Source organism: Pseudomonas sp. 05L36 (assembly GCF_056398125.1).
Genome location: NZ_JBFTOU010000021.1, coordinates 54,538 through 74,169 on the forward strand (window position 1 = coordinate 54,538; position 19,632 = coordinate 74,169).

General features: G+C 61.5%; 16 protein-coding genes. 7 read left to right on the top strand and 9 right to left on the bottom strand.

Going from position 1 to position 19,632, the window contains the following annotated elements:
* The first annotated feature begins 53 nt into the window (after positions 1 to 53).
* The 3 genes from AC1DKH_RS20885 to AC1DKH_RS20895 all read left to right on the top strand — a co-directional run bounded on the left by AC1DKH_RS20885 (position 54) and on the right by AC1DKH_RS20895 (position 3,989).
* A complete protein-coding gene (locus tag AC1DKH_RS20885) occupies positions 54 to 701 on the top strand; it encodes a hypothetical protein (protein WP_477799154.1) in 648 nt (215 codons plus the stop codon).
* Between the two features lie 250 nt (positions 702 to 951).
* Positions 952 to 2,991 (top strand): oxidoreductase, encoded by a 2,040-nt coding sequence (locus tag AC1DKH_RS20890; protein ID WP_477799155.1) that lies wholly within the window; start codon positions 952 to 954, stop codon positions 2,989 to 2,991.
* A gap of 71 nt (positions 2,992 to 3,062) precedes the next feature.
* On the top strand, positions 3,063 to 3,989 hold the full coding sequence (locus AC1DKH_RS20895; RefSeq protein ID WP_477799156.1) for a 1-aminocyclopropane-1-carboxylate deaminase/D-cysteine desulfhydrase: 927 nt from the start codon (positions 3,063 to 3,065) through the stop codon (positions 3,987 to 3,989).
* A gap of 57 nt (positions 3,990 to 4,046) precedes the next feature.
* Here AC1DKH_RS20895 and AC1DKH_RS20900 read toward each other — a convergent pair whose 3' ends face one another.
* The 3 genes from AC1DKH_RS20900 to AC1DKH_RS20910 all read right to left on the bottom strand — a co-directional run bounded on the left by AC1DKH_RS20900 (position 4,047) and on the right by AC1DKH_RS20910 (position 6,960).
* On the bottom strand, positions 4,047 to 4,607 hold the full coding sequence (locus tag AC1DKH_RS20900; RefSeq protein WP_477764610.1) for a cytochrome b: 561 nt from the start codon (positions 4,605 to 4,607) through the stop codon (positions 4,047 to 4,049).
* A gap of 262 nt (positions 4,608 to 4,869) precedes the next feature.
* The gene (gene phnX, locus AC1DKH_RS20905) at positions 4,870 to 5,697 is read right to left on the bottom strand and encodes a phosphonoacetaldehyde hydrolase (protein WP_477799157.1); all 828 of its coding nucleotides are present in this window, start codon (positions 5,695 to 5,697) and stop codon (positions 4,870 to 4,872) included.
* Positions 5,698 to 5,850: 153 nt separating this feature from the next.
* Positions 5,851 to 6,960 (bottom strand): 2-aminoethylphosphonate--pyruvate transaminase, encoded by a 1,110-nt coding sequence (locus AC1DKH_RS20910; RefSeq protein ID WP_477799158.1) that lies wholly within the window; start codon positions 6,958 to 6,960, stop codon positions 5,851 to 5,853.
* 109 nt (positions 6,961 to 7,069) lie between these two features.
* Between AC1DKH_RS20910 and AC1DKH_RS20915 the strand changes: the two genes are divergently transcribed.
* Positions 7,070 to 7,933: a LysR substrate-binding domain-containing protein gene (locus tag AC1DKH_RS20915; RefSeq protein WP_477755674.1), complete on the top strand. Its 864-nt coding sequence runs from the start codon at positions 7,070 to 7,072 to the stop codon at positions 7,931 to 7,933.
* 122 nt (positions 7,934 to 8,055) lie between these two features.
* Here the strand turns inward: AC1DKH_RS20915 and AC1DKH_RS20920 are convergent, their stop codons facing one another.
* Positions 8,056 to 8,928 (bottom strand): LysR family transcriptional regulator, encoded by an 873-nt coding sequence (locus tag AC1DKH_RS20920; RefSeq protein ID WP_477755675.1) that lies wholly within the window; start codon positions 8,926 to 8,928, stop codon positions 8,056 to 8,058.
* A 268-nt stretch (positions 8,929 to 9,196) separates the two neighbouring features.
* On the opposite strand from AC1DKH_RS20920, the gene AC1DKH_RS20925 reads away from it, so the two are divergent.
* Positions 9,197 to 10,522, top strand: a complete 1,326-nt coding sequence (locus AC1DKH_RS20925; RefSeq protein ID WP_477764605.1) for an MFS transporter — start codon at positions 9,197 to 9,199, stop codon at positions 10,520 to 10,522.
* A 68-nt stretch (positions 10,523 to 10,590) separates the two neighbouring features.
* Positions 10,591 to 11,982, top strand: a complete 1,392-nt coding sequence (locus tag AC1DKH_RS20930; protein ID WP_477764604.1) for an FAD-dependent oxidoreductase — start codon at positions 10,591 to 10,593, stop codon at positions 11,980 to 11,982.
* A gap of 3 nt (positions 11,983 to 11,985) precedes the next feature.
* Here AC1DKH_RS20930 and AC1DKH_RS20935 read toward each other — a convergent pair whose 3' ends face one another.
* Positions 11,986 to 13,407: a type VI secretion system Vgr family protein gene (locus tag AC1DKH_RS20935; protein ID WP_477799255.1), complete on the bottom strand. Its 1,422-nt coding sequence runs from the start codon at positions 13,405 to 13,407 to the stop codon at positions 11,986 to 11,988.
* 225 nt (positions 13,408 to 13,632) lie between these two features.
* Here AC1DKH_RS20935 and AC1DKH_RS20940 point away from each other — a divergent pair, with 225 nt between their 5' ends.
* Positions 13,633 to 14,337, top strand: coding sequence for a YebC/PmpR family DNA-binding transcriptional regulator (locus AC1DKH_RS20940; protein ID WP_008051121.1), 705 nt, complete (start codon positions 13,633 to 13,635; stop codon positions 14,335 to 14,337).
* A gap of 147 nt (positions 14,338 to 14,484) precedes the next feature.
* Here AC1DKH_RS20940 and AC1DKH_RS20945 read toward each other — a convergent pair whose 3' ends face one another.
* The 4 genes from AC1DKH_RS20945 to AC1DKH_RS20960 all read right to left on the bottom strand — a co-directional run bounded on the left by AC1DKH_RS20945 (position 14,485) and on the right by AC1DKH_RS20960 (position 19,516).
* A complete protein-coding gene (locus AC1DKH_RS20945; RefSeq protein ID WP_477799159.1) occupies positions 14,485 to 15,798 on the bottom strand; it encodes a leucine-rich repeat-containing protein kinase family protein in 1,314 nt (437 codons plus the stop codon).
* Between the two features lie 170 nt (positions 15,799 to 15,968).
* Positions 15,969 to 17,030, bottom strand: a complete 1,062-nt coding sequence (locus AC1DKH_RS20950) for an ABC transporter substrate-binding protein (RefSeq protein WP_477799160.1) — start codon at positions 17,028 to 17,030, stop codon at positions 15,969 to 15,971.
* 18 nt (positions 17,031 to 17,048) lie between these two features.
* Positions 17,049 to 18,164: an NAD(P)/FAD-dependent oxidoreductase gene (locus AC1DKH_RS20955; RefSeq protein WP_477799161.1), complete on the bottom strand. Its 1,116-nt coding sequence runs from the start codon at positions 18,162 to 18,164 to the stop codon at positions 17,049 to 17,051.
* Complete coding sequence (locus tag AC1DKH_RS20960; RefSeq protein ID WP_477799162.1) at positions 18,161 to 19,516, bottom strand: FAD/NAD(P)-dependent oxidoreductase; 1,356 nt, start codon at positions 19,514 to 19,516, stop codon at positions 18,161 to 18,163. The genes AC1DKH_RS20955 and AC1DKH_RS20960 overlap by 4 nt, the downstream gene beginning before the upstream one ends.
* Positions 19,517 to 19,632 lie beyond the last annotated feature (116 nt).

Sequence of the window (19,632 nt, forward strand, 5' to 3'; positions counted from 1 at the left end):
AAGATTCTGTCAGGTGGTCGATCCGTACTCTCGAATAAGGTGGAGAAAATACCGTGGCGATAAATACCATTATGAGTCTGCTGGAAAATAAGGAATTCATGGAGTTTTTGCGTCTGGGCGTTATTTACGTTCATTTGGTGGCGTGTTGTGTGGCCATCGGTTTGGTGCTGACCAGTGATGTTGCGATGGTTAGAGATCTTTTAAAACGGAAAGTATTGACTGAGCATGATAATGCTCACATGGAAAGTCTTCAAAAGTCTGTCATCGTTGCACTAATAGCTCTTTGGGTAACGGGTGTCGCTGTCGTCGGTATTGATTACCTGGGTAAAGGTGTCGAATACTTCATGAATCCAAAGCTTCAAGCCAAAGTCATTATTGTCGCGTTGCTCAGTTACAACGGCGTCTTGTTGCATCGCCTGGTACTGCCGGCACTGCAAAAGGCAGGCTCCCTGCTCAATCTCGGATTCAGTGCACGGATGCTGGCGTTGGCCTGCGGCTCGTTGTCGGCCGTGTCCTGGATGTATGCCGCCATGCTGGGTGTCGGGCGCCCTTTGGCCTGGAAGTATTCCCTTTCCGAACTGTTGATGGCTTATCCGGTACTGATTGTGCTCGGGTTCCTGACGATGCTGGTGTTGACCCAGCGAGCGAAACAACAGGACGACTACGTTGCGCCTGCGCGGACGGTAGCAAGCGCATGCTAAGCCGGTTCCGCGCGTAAATCTTGCGGGCTTGTCCAGAGTCCGAAAGGTAGCGACCTTCCTGGAGCAGGTTTCAACCCGGACCTGCACCGGAAGGTCGTTTTGGTTTTGAGTTGTAGCTGCTCACTTCGATCATTAAGTTGTCAGTTACGGTCATTGAGCGACAGCGTCGCGACTCTTAGTCTGTCGAACATGACTGATGGGGGCCGTAGAGCTTCCGCACTTTCCGTGATCGCTCGATGTGGAGTTACCGATGACCGCCGCTCAATACCCGCACCTGTTGGCTCCGCTGGACCTGGGTTTCACCACGCTGCGCAACCGCACCCTGATGGGGTCGATGCACACTGGCCTTGAAGAGAAACCGGGTGGCTTCGAGCGCATGGCGGCGTACTTTGCCGAGCGTGCCCGTGGTGGTGTCGGCCTGATGGTCACCGGCGGTATCGGCCCGAACGACGAGGGTGGCGTGTATTCCGGTGCGGCCAAGCTGACGACCGAAGAAGAGGCGCTCAAGCACCGTATCGTCACCCGTGCCGTGCATGATGCGGGCGGCAAGATCTGCATGCAGATCCTCCATGCCGGTCGTTATGCCTACAGCCCGAAACAGGTTGCACCTAGTGCGATCCAGGCGCCGATCAACCCGTTCAAGCCCAAGGAGCTGGACGAGGAAGGCATCGAGAAGCAGATCGGCGATTTCGTCACCTGCTCGGTACTGGCGCAAACCGCCGAGTACGACGGTGTGGAAATCATGGGCTCGGAGGGTTATTTCATTAACCAGTTCCTCGCCGCCCACACCAACCACCGCACCGACCGCTGGGGCGGCAGCTACGAAAATCGTATGCGCCTGCCGGTGGATATCGTGCGTCGCGTGCGCGAAGCGGTAGGCCCGAACTTCATCATCATTTTCCGCCTGTCGATGCTCGACCTGGTCGAAGGCGGCAGCACCTGGGAAGAAATCGTGCAGTTGGCCAAGGCCATCGAGCAGGCCGGCGCGACCATCATCAACACCGGTATCGGCTGGCACGAAGCGCGGATTCCGACCATCGCCACCAAAGTGCCACGCGCGGCCTTCAGCAAGGTCACGGCCAAGCTGCGTGGTTCGGTCACTATTCCGCTGATCACCACCAACCGTATCAACACCCCGGAAGTGGCCGAGCAGATCCTGGCCGAAGGCGATGCCGACATGGTGTCCATGGCGCGGCCGTTCCTCGCCGACCCGGATTTCGTCAACAAGGCCGCTGAAGGTCGCGCCGATGAGATCAACACTTGCATCGGTTGCAACCAGGCCTGCCTCGATCACACCTTCGGCGGCAAGCTGACCAGTTGCCTGGTCAACCCGCGTGCCTGTCACGAAACCGAACTCAACTATCTGCCGGTGCAGCAACTGAAGAAAATCGCTGTGGTCGGTGCCGGCCCGGCTGGTTTGTCCGCAGCGACCGTGGCCGCCGAGCGTGGCCATCAGGTGACGTTGTTCGATTCGGCCAGCGAAATCGGTGGTCAGTTCAACATCGCCAAGCGGGTGCCGGGCAAGGAAGAGTTCTTTGAGACCATTCGCTACTTCAACCGCAAGCTGCAGACCACCAACGTCGAAGTGTGCCTGAACACCCGAGTCGACGTGGCCGGGCTGGTCGAGGGCGGCTACGACGAGATCATTCTGGCCACCGGCATTGCGCCGCGAGTGCCGGCGATTCCGGGCGTGGAAAACGCCAAGGTGCTGAGCTACCTGGACGTGATCCTGGAGCGCAAACCGGTCGGCAAGCGCGTCGCGGTGATTGGTGCCGGTGGTATCGGTTTCGACGTCTCCGAGTTCCTTGTGCATGAAGGCATCGCCACCAGTCAGGATCGCGCCGCGTTCTGGAAGGAATGGGGCATCGATACGCACCTTGAAGCGCGCGGCGGTGTCGCCGGTATCAAGGCCGCGCCCCATGCCCCGGCCCGCGAGGTGTTCCTGCTGCAACGCAAGAAATCCAAGGTCGGCGACGGCTTGGGCAAGACCACCGGCTGGATTCATCGCACCGGCCTGAAGAACAAACAGGTGCAGATGCTCAACAGCGTCGAATACCTGAAGATCGACGACGAAGGCCTGCACATCCGCATCGGCGAAACCGGCGAGCCGCAGGTGCTGCCAGTGGACAACATCGTGATCTGCGCCGGGCAGGATCCACTACGTGAGTTGCATGACGGTCTGGTGGCGGCGGGGCAGAGCGTGCACCTGATCGGTGGCGCGGATGTTGCGGCAGAGCTGGATGCCAAGCGGGCGATCAATCAGGGTTCGCGGTTGGCGGCGCAGTTGTAATCCACGTCCGACAAGCTCACTCGCCACAAAGGTGCTGCTAAGATGCCGGATCACTCCAATGATCCGGCATCATGCTTTCTCCTCCTGACAACTGGCTTCCTCAAGTCCCCCTCGACCCCCTTCACCTCGACTGGCTCACTCACGCCGGCATCGAAGTGGCGATCCTGCGCCTGGACCAGATCGACCCGCTGATCAGCGGCAACAAATGGTTCAAGCTCATCGAGCACCTGAAGACCGCCGAGCGCCTCGGTGCCGAAGGCATCATCAGTCTCGGTGGCGCGCACTCCAATCACCTCCACGCGTTAGCGGCGGCAGGCAAGCGTTTCGGCTTTTCCACCGTCGGCCTGCTGCGCGGGCATCCTCAGGAAACCCCGACGGTCAAAGACTTGCAGGCGTTCGGCATGCAGTTGCACTGGCTGGGTTACGCAGGCTATCGAGCGCGGCATGACGCGGGTTTCTGGCAACTCTGGCAAACCCGCTATCCGACGTTGTATCCGGTGCCTGAAGGGGGAGGTGGTTTGCCTGGCGCCCTGGGTTGCATGCAACTGCGGGCCAGCGTTTGCGCGCAACTGGAGGGCTTGGGCTGGAGCGATTACGACGGCTGGTGGCTGGCCTGCGGAACCGGCACGACCCTGGCCGGCCTGGTGCTGGGCGAAGCGGGGGATCATCCGGTGTACGGTGCCCTGGCGGTGCCTGGTGACCACGGGGTGGCTCAGCAGGTCGAGAGGATGGTGCAGGAATCGGGTGTGGTCGATGCGGTGTATGAGCTGTTCGAGGCCAGTCGCGGCGGGTTCGCCAAGGTTGATCCACTGCTGCTCGACTTTATCGAACAGACAGAGCAGGTAGGAAATATTCCACTGGAGCCGCTGTATACCGGCAAGGCACTGCTGGCACTCAAGCACCAAGTCGAAGCGGGCCGATTCGCCCAAGGTACGCGACTGATCTTCATCCACACCGGCGGCTTGCAGGGGCGGCGGGGATTGAGCTCAAAAAGCTGAGCGGCGCTGCGATCCAGTGTGGGAGCAAGCCCGCTCCCACATTGGAATTCATTGGTCTCAGGTATCGCGGTTTACCCGCTTGGGCATCATCCGCAGCAAGGTGTTATCGCCCACCACATAATGGTGATACAACCCGGCCACGGCATGCAGGCCGATCAGCCAATAGCCGATCGTGCCGCCGAGCTCATGCCAGCCCTGGAGTTGTTTGGCCAGGTCCTTGTTTTCTGCTATCAGCATCGGCAGGTCGAAACCGTAAAACATCACCTGATTGCCTTTGGCGCTGGTGACCAGCCACCCGAGAATCGGCGTGACGATCATGAAAATGTACAGCGCCCAGTGCATCAGCCTGGCCAGCGTCGTTTGCCAGTGTGGCGAGGCCGGGAAGATCTGCGGCGCCGGGCCGAGACTGCGCGCGAACAATCGCACCCAGACCAGAACGAATACGGTCAGACCGAGCAGGAAGTGTGATTCGACGATCAGCGTGCGCCCGCCACTGCCCTTGGGAAAGATCCCGCGAAACTCGATACAGGCGTAAACCAGCACCAACAGGACCAGCATCAACCAGTGCAGCGCGATCGATACGGTGCTGTAGCGCGATTCGGAGTTTTGCCACGGCATACGGTATTCCTCAGAGGTCCGGTTTAAAGCCACCGCTCTTGTCCGACGGTGTGCGTTAACTGTAATCCTGTTTCACCGGGTTTGCCTGAGGCGATTGGTCGCTGGATGCGCAGGCTCAGGTAATAAGCAGAAAAACACATTCCCCTGTAGGAGCGAGCTTGCTCGCGAAGGTCACCGACGATGACGCACACCCACTGGGTAACCGCGGCATGCTTGAGACCATCGCGAGCAAGCTCGCTCCTACAGGGGGAGTTGCGATTTCTTAGCTCGATTGCGGCATTTCGCCGTTGGCCAGACGCTTGTTGATGTGGGCGATCACGTCCGGCAGATCAGTGATGGTGTCGATCATGTAGTGCGGGCGCGAACCTTCGAACATGGCGTGGATGCGCTTGCGCTCGCTGTCCAGTTGGTCGCTGCCCAGCGCGCGATAACCTTCGTAGTCCAGGCCCAGGGCGTTGCCCGAGCAGATCAGCGCCACGGTCCACATGCCGGCGCGGCGACCTTCGAGAATGCCCGGCACCGTGTCATCGATCTTCACGCACGCGGCGACATCGTCGATGCCCAGGGCGATGACGTTGGCCAGTGCCTGGGCGGGCCATGGGCGGCCATTCGGGACTTCGTCGGTGGCGACCACATGGTCGGCGACGTAGCCGTTGGTGGCAGCCAGTTCGACCACTTTGTCCATGACCTGTTTCGGGTAACCGGAGCAGGAGCCGATCCTGATTCCTTGCTGGCGCAGGTTGGCGATGGTCTCCAGTGCCCCCGGAATCAGCGCCGAGTGTTCGGCGATTTTTTCGATCTGCAGCGGCATGAAGCGCTGGTAAATCGCGGTGACGTCATCGTCGGTCGGCGTGCGGCCGAACACGGCGCGATAGCGTTCGGCAACTTGCGGCTGATCGCACAGGGTGCGGATGTGGTCCCACTTGCCCATGCCCATCGGGCCACGGGCTTCTTCGATGGACACCTGGACATCGAACTCGGCGAAGGCCTCGACGAAAATCTGCGTCGGGGCGAAGGAGCCGAAGTCGACCACGGTGCCGGCCCAGTCGAGGATGGCGGCTTGGAGTTTGGTTGGGTTGGTGTAGTTCATGGCGTTTGGATTCCTGTGAGAACGAGCTATTCGGAAATTCAGCTTTTCTGTGGGAGCGAGCTTGCTCGCGATGAGGCCAGGTCAGTCGACACAAATGTTGAATGAAAGACCATCGCGAGCAGGCTCGCTCCTACAGGGGGAATGCGGAGTGGGTTAGATTTCGAGCACTTCCATCTCGCGCAACACTTCAGCTACCGCCGCCACCGCTTCGCGCATTTCGGCTGGCTGGACATGGCCGATGCAGCCGACGCGGAAGGTTTCGACCTGGGTCAGTTTGCCGGGATAGAGGATGTAGCCCTTGGCTTTGACCCGTTCGTAGAACTCTTTGAACTGGTAGCGAGGATCTTTCGGGGCATGAAAGGTGGCGATGATCGGCGCCTGAATAGCCGCCGGCAGGAAGCTGCGCAGCCCCAGTTTGCCCATCTCTTCCATCAACACCTGGCAGTTGGCGGCATAGCGTTCGTGCCGGGCCGGCAAGCCACCTTCTTCGTTGTATTGCAGCAGGGCTTCGTGCAGTGCGGCGACCACATGGGTCGGCGGGGTGAAGCGCCACTGGCCGGTCTTGGCCATGTAGGCGTGCTGGTCCTGCAAGTCCATGGCCAGCGAATGCGAGTTGCCGGCGGCGTTGGCCAGGGATTCTTTGCGAGCGAAGACAAAACCCATGCCCGGCACGCCCTCCAGGCATTTGCCCGAGGCGGCGATCAGTGCGTCGAACGGCACTTGCTGTGCATCCACTGGCAGGGCGCCGAAGGAACTCATGGCGTCGATGATCAGGCGCTTGCCGTGTTGCGCCACGACCTGGGCAATCTCTGGCAGCGGATTGAGGATCCCGGTGCTGGTTTCGCAGTGAATCAGGGCAACGTGGGTGATGCCGTTATCGGCGCGCAGCAGGCGGTCGACGTCGGCGGCGGTGGTCGGTTCGTCTTCTGCGGTTTCGAAAGTGCTGAAGGAGCGACCGAGCACTTCGCAGATTTTCGCCAGGCGTTTGCCGTAGGCGCCGTTGATCAATACCAGAATCTTGCCGTCCCGAGGCACCAGCGTGCCGATCGCTGCCTCGACCGCGAAGGTGCCGCTGCCTTGCAGGGGCACGCAGTGGTGAGTGGCGGCGCCGTTGATGATTGCCAGCAGTTGCTCGCAGAGGCTGGCGGTTAGTTGATTGAAGCGGTCATCCCATGAACCCCAGTCGATCATCATCGCCTGACGGGTGCGGGCCGACGTGGTCAACGGGCCGGGGGTGAGCAGGATGGGTTCGGCAGTACTCATTCTCGTGTCCTCGCAATCGATGGGATGAAGCTACGGGACCTAAATTGCAATTTGCCGTGTTATCAATCAAATTGTTTATTGTTATGCCAGCCATCAGTGAGGATTATTCATGAATCTGTTTCAGCTGCGCGCATTCGATGCCGTGGCGCGGGAAGGCAGCTTTACCCGGGCGGCGGCGCGGCTGTTCATCAGCCAGCCGGCGGTTACCGGGCACATCAAGGCGCTGGAGGAGCACTACCAGATCACCTTGCTGCGCCGCACCGCCCGCCGAGTGGAACTGACGGAGGAGGGCACCAAATTGGCGGCTATCACCCGGGCGATGTTCGGCTTGGCCGAAGAGGCGCAGGTGATGCTCGAAGCCAACCGGCAACTGCTGACCGGGCGTCTGGAGGTGGCGGCGGACGGTCCGCACATGGTCATGCCGATGCTCGCCAGCCTGCGGGCGCGCTATCCGGGGATCACGGTGAACCTGCGCCTGGGCAACGCCCAGGAAACCCTGGCGGCGCTGCTGTCCGAACATGCCGACGTGGCGGTACTGACCGAGGTCGAGCCGCGCAAGGGCTTGCATCTGCAGGCGCTGAACGAATCACGGATTTGCGCGCTGGTGCCCGCCGGGCATCCTTGGGCGCAGAAGGCCAAAGGCGTGCAGCTCAAGGAACTGGATCAGGTGATCATGGTGCTGCGCGAACCGGGTTCGATTACCCGGCGCACCTTCGATGAGGCTTGCGCCCAGGCCAGGGTCAATCCGCGGGTGCTGCTGGAACTGGACAGCCGCGAAGCGGTGACTGAAGCGGTGGCCGCCGAACTGGGGGTGGGGGTGGTGTCGTCGGTGGAGGTCAGCCACGACCCGCGGGTGGCGGCGGTGCCGATTACTGGCGAGGGGCTGGTGAATCGGCACATGATCGGGTGCATGGAGCGGCGACGGGATTTGCGCTTGATTCAGGCGTTTTTCGGGTTGGCGCCAGGCAGGTAGACCGAGTCGCCTGCAATCGCGAGCAAGCTCGCTCCCACAAGGGATTTGCGTCGACCACAGATTATGTTGACGACACACCACCACTGTGGGAGCGAGCTTGCTCGCGATGGCGTCGGACCTGCCTAAACAAGACTCTCGCGAACCATCTGCAGAAACGTCGCCACCACCCGTCGCGAACTCTGCTCGCGCAGGCAAACCAGTGTTTCAGTCAGCCGTCGTTCGCAATCGGTAATCGGCAGTGCACAAACCCTGGAGTCGGCGCCAAACTCCGCGGCCGACACCACGCCCACCCCGATCCCGACCACCACCGCTTCCCGCGCCGCCTCCCGGCCTTCGACCTGAATCGCCGGGCGAATGCGGAACCCGGCGCGTTGCATTTCTTCTTCCAGGGTCTGCCGGGTCACCGAACCGATTTCCCGCAACACCAGCGGCGTGTCGTCGAGGTCCGCGAGGGTGATGGATTCGCGATCTGCCCACGGATGATTGCGCGACACGAACGCCACCATCGGGTCGTTACGCAGGGACAGGGAGATCAGGCGTTCATCGCTGACGTCACGGCCCAGTAACGCCAGGTCGGCCTGATAGTTGAACAGTCGAAACAGCGACTCATCGGTGTTGCCGGTTTCGATCTTCACGCTGATCCCGGGGTAGCGTTCGCAGAAGCGGGCAATCTGCGGCAGCACATGCACCGGTGCATCCACCGCCAGAATCAGGCTGCCGGTCTGCAAGGCCTGGGAATCCTGCAACAGCTCCTGCGCTTGCGCCTCAATCACAAAAAGCCGCTGGGTAACGCTCAGCAGGCGCTCGCCCAGATCGGTCAGGCGCACCGAGCGCTTGTTGCGGTGAAACAGCAAGACGCCGTAGCGCTCTTCGAGTTTGCGCACCTGGTCGGAAATCGCCGGCTGCGTCAGAAAAAGCCGCTCGGCGGCTTTGGTAAAGCTTCCATGGACCGCCACGGCATGGAAGGCTTTGAGCTGGGCGTGGGACACCGACATGGAAATCTCCAGTAACAAGCTGGGCTTATTTTTGAAATACGATAAATCGATTTCACTTATTAATCAGTAATTGTTTTTATCCACCTCAGCCCCGCTGACGGGTCAGTCGAACAGCAGCGGGAGCCATGAGCCTGGGCGTGCAAAAAACAGGACTCATCTGACCGGTATCCGCCGTAGGGACAGGGCGATATCGCAGTGCTCAACAATAAAAAAACAGGCGTTTCTTCCAATTCTGCCGGCACACTCACACCCTGAGGTCAGAACCACAATGAACAAGCACATCGGCACCATCAAGCGTTGGCGCATGCAGATCTTCGCGATCACCTGGCTCGCCTACGCCGCTTTCTACTTCACCCGCAAAGCCTTCTCGGTGGCCAAGCTCGGCATCGCCGAAGACCCGACCTTCATGCTCGACAAAATGGCCATGGCCAACCTCGACGCCATCTACTTGACGGCCTACGCCGTCGGCCAATTCACCTGGGGCATCCTTGCCGACCGCTTCGGGCCGCGGGTGGTGGTGCTGGGCGGGTTGCTGATTTCCGCCTGTGCGGCGCTGGTGATGGGCAACTTTGCAACGTTACCGATTTTCGCTACCTGCATGCTGATCCAAGGGCTGGCGCAGTCCACCGGTTGGTCGGGGCTGTGCAAGAATCTCGGCAGCTTCTTTCCCTCGGAGCAACGCGGGCGGGTACTGGGCCTGTGGAGTTCCTGCTACGCCTTTGGCGGTCTCGTGGCGTCGCCGTTTGCCGGTTGGTGGGCGTATACGCTCATCGGCACCTGGCATGCGGCGTTTGTTTCCAGTGCGGCGGTGGTTGGGCTGGTCGCCGTGCTGTTTTTTATTTTTCAACGTAACAAACCGGAGGACGTCGGCTTGCCGGCGGTGGAGCCGGAACCTGAGCTGACCGCCGAACAAGCTGACGCGCAAAGCAAAATCAGCATGTGGGAGCCTTTGAAGGAAATCCTGCGCAACCGCACGGTGCTGGTGCTCGGGCTGGCGTACTTCATGCTCAAACCGGCGCGCTACGCGATTCTGCTGTGGGGGCCGGTGATCGTTTTCGAACAGATGCCTTCGGTGGGTAAGGTCGGTGCAGCAATCATTCCGACCTCGTTCGAGCTGGCCGGATTGCTCGGACCGATCATGATCGGCCTGGCCTCGGACAAACTGTTCGGCGCCCGACGCATGCCGGCTTGCGTACTCAGCCTGTTGGCGCTGACCGTGTCTTTGGCACTGTTCATGGGCGCCTTGCATACCGGTAGCGTGGTCCTGGTGGTGGCGCTGCTGTTCGTCATGGGCCTGACCCTCTACGGACCGGACTCGATGATCAGCGGCGCGGCGGCCATCGATTTCGGTACTGCCAAGGCCGGCGCCACAGCAGCCGGTTTCGTTAACGGCTGCGGCTCGGTCGGGGCGATTCTCGGTGGCCTGCTGCCTGGCTACTTCGACACCGTTACCGTGTTCATTGTCTTCGCCGGCTGCGCCATGTTCTCGGCGCTGGTGCTGATCCCGCACTGGAACAGCCGCCCGGGCGGTCTGAAAACCAACTACCCGTTCGTGCCCAATCGGACGATGACCATCAAACCCCTGCGCACCTGAATCCTGTCCCTCGTCGCCTGCTGCGTCCGCGGCAGGCTGGCGTGTGGGCCATTGACTGGAGATTTCCCATGAGACCCTTTTGGCTGGACCAGGCCTTGAAGGCTGATGCGTCCGAAACCTGTCCGCCACTGCAAGGCGACAGCCGCGCCGACGTGTGCATCGTCGGCGGCGGTTATACCGGTTTGTGGACCGCGATCATGCTCAAGGAGCAGAACCCCGAGCTGGACGTGTTGCTGGTCGAAGCGGATATCTGCGGCGCCGGGGCCAGTGGACGCAATGGCGGTTGTGCGCTGTCGTGGTCGGCCAAGTATTTCACCCTTGAGCGTTTGTTCGGCGTCGAAGAGGCCGTGCGTCTGGTCAAGGAGTCCGAGCGCAGCATCCATGCCATCGGCGCCTTCTGCGAACAGTATGCGGTGGACGCCGATTACCGCCTCGACGGAACGCTCTACACCGCCACCAACCGTGCCCAATGCGGCTCGACCGATGCGGTCATCGCCGCACTGGAGCGCCACGGCATCAACTCGTTCACCCAGCGGCCGGTGGCCGATGTGCAGCGCATGGCTGGCTCCGGCAAACACCTGGAGGGCTGGTTTTCTCCGGCCGCGGCCAGTGTGCAGCCGGGCAAGCTGGTGCGCGGTCTGCGCCGGGTTGCCTTGCAGTTGGGCGTGAGGATTCACGAAAATACCGCGATGACCGGGCTGGAAGAGGGCAAGCCGGTGGGCATTCAAACCCCCAGCGGCACCGTCCGCGCCGACCGGGTGGTGCTGGCGATGAACGCCTGGATGGCCCGAGCGTTCCCGCTGTTCGAGCGCAGCGTGGCGATCGTTTCCAGCGACATGCTGATCACCGAGCCTCGGCCGGATTTGCTCGACGAAATCGGCCTGACCAGTGGCGTCACGGTGCTCGATTCACGGATTTTCGTGCACTACTACCACAACACCCCGGACGGCCGGATCATGCTTGGCAAGGGTGGCAATACCTTCGCTTACGGTGGACGCATGCTGCCGGTGTTCGATCAACCTTCGCCTTACGCCGGTTTGTTGCAGAGCAGCCTGGCGGATTTCTTCCCGGCGTTTGCCGACGTCAAGGTCGAAGCGACCTGGAATGGTCCGTCGGACCGTTCGGTGACCGGGCTGCCGTTTTTCGGGCAGATGAGCGCCAGTGGCAACGTGTTCTACGGTTTTGGCTACTCCGGCAGCGGTGTCGGGCCCTGCCATATGGGCGGGCAGATTCTGGCGTCGATGGTCCTGGGCCTGGACAACCCCTGGACCCGTTCGCCACTGGTCAACGGACCGCTGGGTTTTTTCCCGCCGGAACCGATTCGCTACATTGGCTCGCTGATGGTGCGCAACGCCATTCGCCGCAAGGAGCGTGCAGAGGATCACGGGCGTCGGCCGCGGCATCTGGATGTGCGATTGGCGAAGTTCGCCGCAGCAGCCGGCAAGGCTGACAAGGGCTGAGTGTCAGGGCGCAAGGTCCGAGCGGCTGAGCAGCCAGTCGAACAGCAGGCGGGTATCGCCACGGGGCTCACGCGGACGAGGGCCGCGAGGTTGTGGCCGAGGGCCCATGGCCGTACAGAGCACCGGGCGATCCGGGTCACTGTCGAGGAAAATCACCAGTACCTCGCTGCCGGCCAAGGGCAGGCGGGACGGATCGATCCAGTCCTCGGCGGTGGTCAGCGCCAGCGGTAACCACAGACCGGTGGCCGTCTCTGCGGCGGATTGTGTAGCGGGCCAGAGGTTCACCTGAACCCGGCCATCCTCATCCACTGTCGCCGGTTGCCCGACCGGGCCGCACACCTGGCCGGGCTGATACCCGGGAATACTCGGCCTGGGTTGTTTGAGCTCGGGTCTGAACACCGTCGACCAGGGGATGGCGCTGAATTGATTGCGGTAACCTGGGGCCATGCCCGATGTGTCGTCGAGCAGAATCGATGAATGACGCCCCTGATGGCGGATTTCGGTGACCAGCCATTGGTCATTGAAACTCGCCAGCGGGTGCTCGGCCACCTGTACGATCCGGCCGCTGCGTAGTGCACCCTGGTTACTTTGGCCGTGGATCTGCAGGTGTCGGCAACGCAGACGTTCCAGTTGTCGACGGCTGAGCTGATCGCGATGTTGTTGTTCGCGAGCAGGAAAGTGTCTCGTCGTGGCGAACGAGTGATTGGCTGCGCCATCGCTGGTGTCCGCTGCACCAGGATTCCTGGCACCCGGGCGCACGGGGGAGAGCGCCGCGTCATGGCGCTGGAACAGTTCGCTGATCACAGGTTCGTGATGTTCGTCGAGGGCGCCGCTGCGCATCGGCATGAGCAGCGGTTCCTGGGGGAAACTCAGGCTGTCATCGGCCAACACCAGGACATGGCCATCGCGTTGATGCTCGAAGTGGTAGTGGATGCCTTCTTCCTCGCACAGCCGTTGCAGCAGCGCCAGGTCGGTTTCTTCGTACTGAATGCAAAAGGGACGCAGGGGATAGTGCCCGGTTGCCAGTTCAAAGCGATAGCTGCCGGCGGGCAACCCATGCTCCTCCAGCAAATGGCGCAGGATCATGGGCACGCTGGCACGCTGGAAAATACGTCGGCATCGTTGCTGTTCCAGCGTCTGGACACGGGGTACCAGCGCCAGTTTGTAAGCGACCCGGTATCCGCTTCGATGTTCACAACTGGCGCTGTGCAGCACGCCATGAATGCCTTGGTCGTGGCCGAAGTCGAGGAACGCCGGTCGGCGCAGTAATCGCTCAAGGTTCAGGGCCGGTGCCAGCCCGATCACCTCGATGTCGAATCGATAGGGCTGATTGAGTGCTTCATGACCACTGAACCGGACCACCTGGAAATTCAGGTCGTCGTCGAGAAGCGTCAGGGTGGTGGGACTTTCCTTGTCGTTGTGCATCGAACACGCTACCGCCGTGAAGTAGGGTGCAAAGCGTACGAAACCCCGGCGCATTGCGGGCACGGCAAAGCGACATTTCCGAATCGCCCTACAACCGTTGGTGAAGATGTCGATGCAAGTCGGGAATTTTTGGTCGATTGCCAACTTTAGGCCGTATAAACTTGCGCAAAGCGTCGGCCAATAGATGTCTCGGCGCCACAGATGCCACAGATAAGAGAGTGAGAAATGGGCGCACAGTGGAAGGTTAAACACAAAGAAGCGGCAGCCAATGCCAAGGGCAAGATCTTCGGCAAACTGGTGAAGGAAATCACCATTGCTGCGCGCAACGGCGCTGATATTGCTACCAACGCGCACTTGCGCCTGGTGGTTGAGCAGGCCAAAAAAGCTTCGATGCCCAAGGAAACACTGGATCGCGCCATCAAGAAGGGCGCGGGCCTGTTGGGCGAGACCGTGCAATACCACCGCGTGACCTATGAAGGGTTCGCCCCGCATCAGGTGCCGTTGATCGTTGAGTGCGTGACCGACAACATCAATCGCACCGTCGCCGAGATCCGCGTGGCATTCCGCAAGGGTCAACTGGGCGCTTCCGGTTCCGTGGCCTGGGACTTCAACCACGTCGGCATGATCGAAGCGTCGCCGGACACCCCGGACGCCGATCCGGAAATGGCCGCCATCGAAGCCGGTGCACAGGATTTCGAGCCGGGTGAAGAGGGTGCAACCCTGTTCCTGACCGAGCCGACCGACCTCGATGCGGTACAGAAAGCCCTGCCGGAACAAGGCTTCACCGTGCTGTCGGCCAAACTTGGCTACCAGCCGAAAAACCCGGTCAGCGGCCTGAGCGATGAGCAGATGGCGGAAGTCGAAGCGTTCCTCGAAGGCCTCGATAACCATGACGACGTGCAGGACATGTTTGTCGGCTTGGCGGGTTAAGTCTTTGTGTCAATGACGGCTCTGTTGTCTGGCAGGCCGTCATCGTCGGATCGCCGCCCGGAGCAAGCTCGCTCCCACAGGTTTAGCGCTACCCTTGTGGGAGCGAGCCGGCTCCGGGCGGCGATCCGACGATTGACCGCGCAGCGGTCACAGATTTTTCAGTTGCTCCACGACTTCGCCAAACCCCGGCCGCTCCAGCACGTGCGGCTGACAGCAACGCCGCTCCAGATCTTCCAGCACCCCACGCTGTTCAGTGCTCAACCCCGAATCAACCCGCTCCAGCAACTCCCCCAACAACACCCCGAACGCCCGCACCTCGATCCGCTGCAAGGCACGGCTTTCAAGGCTGTCGGAAATCGCGTGGAACGACGCCGCACCAAAGTCCCCCAGCAAGCAATCACCCTGTTCATTCCACAGAATATTGTGCCCATAGAGATCACCATGGGTGATGCCATGACCGTGCAGGTGCTCGGCCACCGAGGCAATGCCCGAGGCAATGCGCAGCGCCACCGCGGCACTGAAACGCAAATCGTCGGGGTAAATGTCGCGGCTGCATGACGCCAGGCTCGGCAGCGCGGCGAGGTTGCGAAAGCTCGGTGCGATCAGTTGCATCACCAGCCCGGCGGTTTGCTGCGGGTGATCGACAATCCGCCCTTCGACGCGGATCAGACTCGGGTGCAGGCCAGCGGTGATGCAGGCGTTCATTTCGTGCAATGGCGAACCGTCGCTGGTCATTTCGCCCCTGTAGAGCTTCACCGCAACGGCCATGGGCGGCTGCCCGGCGGGTTGCCAGGCGGCCTGATGAATCACCCCGGACGCACCTTCGCCGAGTTTCTTCTCCAGACGTAACGCCGACCAGTCAATGCGCGGTGTGGCGTCGAGGGCCGCGGCATCGGCTTCGGTTTCCAGCGGGTTACCGGCGTACGCCAGCCAGGTCAGGTTCGGCAGTTCCAGCAGCCATTGCGGCAACCCGGTCAACCGGTTGGCGGCGATGCGGATCAGTTCCAGCCGATGGCACTGGCGCAAAGACTCCGGCAGCGCGTGCAAACGGTTGCCGGCGAGCATGAGCTTTTGCAGGAACGGGCGCTCTCCCAGTTCGGTCGGCAAGGTTTCGATGCAGTTGTCGGTCAGGATCAGCCAGCGCAGCAGCGGTGGGAGCGCCGCTGCGGGCACGTGGTCGATGCGGTTGGCCTTGAAGCCGATCATCGTCAGTGCGGTGCATTGGCCCAGGCAGGCCGGCAACTCGGTGAAGCGGTTATCGGAACAGAACAGCACGCGCAAACGGGTCAGGCGATGCAAGTCCTCGGGCAGGGCGCTCAAGGCATTGCCGCTGAGGTTGAGCACTTCCAGCGAGTCCGCCAGATCGAAGATCTCCCGGGGGAATTCGGTCAGGCCGTCGACCAGATCCAGCCGCGTGATGCCCGACAACTCGCCGTTACGCAATTGAGCAAGGGTATGCATGAACAGATTCGCTATTGATCAAGGAATAGGCGCGTGGCCCCGGAAATGCGCGACATGATAGCGGGAAAGATGTGGCGACTGTCAGGCCGCCTTCGTCGGAACGCCGCCCGGAGCAAGCCCGCACTCACAAGGTCATGCCGATGCCCACACGGCTGTGCGTTGCCAGTGACCTAGCGCTCGATACTGCGGCTCCACCGCGCATTCCATGCCGGACGTTGTTCGTTGACCTGATCCCAATCCAGGGCAATCGCCGTATCGAGGTAATGTTTCATGGCTTCGACCTGACCATGGGTTCGCTCGGTGGTTGGGGTGTTGGGGTTGGACGGAATCTGGTCGCCATCCTCGAGTGCGACGGCCTGGGCTTGCGGGGTCAGCAAGAAGGCGGCAAGTTTTTGCGCCAGCTCCGGTTGCGTGTTATTGGCGATTGCGCATTCGGCGACGTTGAGCACCACGGCGCCTTCCTTCGGCTGTGCGTATTCCACTGGCATGCCCTTGAGCTTCAGAGCCGTCACCTGGGTCGGCGTCAACGGGAACAGCGCCGCTTCGTCGGTCTGAAGCATTTCGGAGATCTTCGCCGAGCTCGGAATGTATTCCAGTACGTTACGCCCGACGGTGTTCGGCCAAGCCTTGAAACCAGGGTCGACATTGGTTTCGGTGCCGCCCTGGATCCGGTTGAACATCAGGAAACCGTGCAATCCGAACGTCGAAGAGGCCATCGACTGGAACACCAGTTTGTCCTTGAAGCGCGGGTCGGCCATGTCCATCCAGGAGGTCGGCGCGCTCCAGCCTTTTTCTTTGAACAAGCGGGTGTTGTATGCCAGCCCGGTGACCCCGAGGCTGACCGCCACGGCCTGGTCCTTGATCCGTCCCTTGGCCGGAATCTGTTCCAGCGTCGGGCTGTCTTCGAGTTTGTCGCACAGTCCCATGGAGATCGCGCGGTACATGATGCCGTCGTCGAGGAACATCACGTGCATCTGCGGATTGCCCTTGCTGGCCTGGACCTTGGCCAGGATATCGGCTGAGGTGCCCGGCACGATCACCACTTTGACGTTGTTGGCCTTCTCGAAAGCCGGCAGCACCTTGTCGGCATAGAGCCGTTCCATGGTCCCGCCGTTCATGCCCAGATAAAGTGTCGGCTCGGCCTGGGCCTGAGTGACCGTGAGCAGGGCGCCCACGCAAGAAAAACTTAGCCAAGAGAAACCGAGCAGTGCACTGCGTTTGACATTATTCATTGGCGCGACCTTCCTCTATCAAGCTACGGAGATGGAGTGAAACCGGGTGATGGAAAACGCATCCAGCGACGTCTTTGACGCGCCGCTACAGATGATTTCGGTGAGCGCCTGGCCCACCGCGGGACCGATCTGGAAACCGGCGCCGGCAAAGCCGAACGCGTGCAACAGACCGGGTTGGGTGCCACTGTGGCCGATCACCGGTTGGCGATCGGGCAGATAACCTTCGGTGCCGCTCCAGGTACGAATCGCCTGGGCACCTTCAAGAAACGGGTAGAGCTCGACGGCCTGGCGGAGTATTTCCAGCACTGCGCCTTGACCGGGGCGGGCGCGGGCCTCGTCGAGGGAAAAGCCCTGGCCGCCGCCCAGTACGCAATTTCCCCGGGTAACCTGACGGGCATAAATGCCTCCGCCCTCGACGCCGGTGCTGGCATCCATCACCAGCGGCAACGGTTCGGTGACCAGCATCGCCGGGTGACCTGAATGCATCGGCACCGGTTCGCCGAACTGCGTGGCCAGGCTGCCGGCCCAGGCTCCGGCGCAGTTCAACAGCCAGGGTGCACGCCATTCCAGGCCAGTTTGCGTATGTACACGAAATCGTTGTCCGTCATGTTCTACAGCGCTCACCGCGCATTGTTCGTAAACCTGCGCGCTCTGTTGCCGCGCCGCCCGAGCGAACGCCGGAGACACCAGGCGCGGGTTGGCGTGACCATCGTCAGGGCAATAGGACGCGCCTGCCGCCACGTCTCCAACCCACGGAAAACGTGCGCGCAATTGGGTTCGGTCGAGCACTTGCAGATCGAGACCGAACCCCCGACTGCTATCGGCGTAGTCCCGCAGGGCTTGCAGATCGTTGAGACTGCGGGCCAGTTTAAGGTGACCGCTGCGCTGGTATTCGCCGTCGATGCCAATCAGTTGTGGCAACTGCGCCCAGATTTCGTGGGCCTTTTGCGACAGCGGCAATTGCGCCAGGGGACGACCCTGACGCCGCACGCCGCCGTAGTTCACGCCGCTGGAATGTGAGCCGCAAAAATCCCGTTCCAGCAGCGCCACGCGCCGACCGGCCCGACTGAGAAACAGGGCGGCGCTTGCACCGACAATGCCACCGCCAATGATGACTGCATCGACTTCGTTCAAAGCTCGATCTCCAGGCCAAACGGCAGCGGTTTGATCGGTGCCTGGGCACGCAACCGGCCGATATCGGACACAGCGCGCCGGCTCTGGCAGGCAATGATTTCTGCTGCTGCGGCACCGCACATCCGACCCTGGCAACGCCCCATGCCGACACGACAATGAGCCTTTACCCGGTTGATTTCCCAATGACCTTCGCGCACCACGTCGCGAATATCCCCGGCGCGTACTTCTTCACAGCGACAGACCATCACGTCATCGGCGACACCGGCGGCCCAGTTGTCGGGAAATGTAAAGGCACGTTCGAGGCCCTGACGAAATTCGCCAATGCGTTCCAGGTGGTGTTCCAGTAGCGCAGGGCGCTGTGCCGGAATCAGATGACCCATGTCTTCGAGCAGTGCTAACGCGGCGCGCTCACCGGCCATTTCCGCCGCGTCCGCACCCATGATGCCGGCGCCGTCGCCCGCCAGATAAACCTCGGCGACACTGCTGCGGCCCGCACTGTCACGCTGGGGTAACCAGGCGCGATTGAGCGGGTTCCAGGCGAATTCACAGCCGAGCAGATCGGCCAGTTGGGTTTCACTGCGCAGGCCGTGAGCGAAGGCCACAGCGTCGCAGTCGAGTGAGTGGTTGCCCCTGGCGTTGGACCAGCGCAGCGAATGCACGCGTTGCTCGCCGTCGATGGCTGCCAGGGTCGCGCCTTGATGCACAGGGATGCCGTGCGCAGTCAGCCAGCCGCGGTAATAAATACCTTTGGCCAGCGTGGACGGTTGCGCCAGCAGGCCGGGCAGGGCTCGGGCCTGTGCGTTGAAGGGTGAGCTGTCAATCACCGCGACCACGTTGGCGCCAGCCTTGGCGTATTGATAGGCGACCAGATACAGCAACGGGCCGCTGCCGGCGAACACCACGCGTTCGCCGATGGCGCAGCCCTGGAACTTCAAGGCGATTTGCGCCGCACCGAGACTGTAGACCCCCGGCAATGTCCAGCCCGGTACGGGCAGAATCCGGTCGGTGGCGCCGGTGGCGACGATCACCCGGGAGAACTCCAAGCGTGCTGCGCGGCCGTTCTGCAAAGTGTCGAGGGCGCCGTCTTCGGCATTCCACACCAGGGTTTCGGGACGGTAATCGATTTGTTCGCGCAGTGTGTCAATCGTCTGATGCAGCGCATTGGCTTTGCGTGCTTCGAAGCCATACAGCTTGACCGGCGATCGTTTGAAGTTGGCCGGTTGACGCCGATAAATCTGCCCGCCGCCGCGTGCGGCTTCGTCCAGCAGCACCGGACGCACGCCATGGGCAACCAGCGTTTGAGCCGCACGAATGCCCGCCGGACCGGCGCCGACGATGACCACAGACTTCATACTCTCACCCCTGTGGGAGTGAGCCTGCTCGCGATGACGGCGGCCCATTCAATAATTGTGCTGACTGACAGCCTGCAATCGCGAGCAAGCTCGCTCCCACATCGGATTGGCAGTGA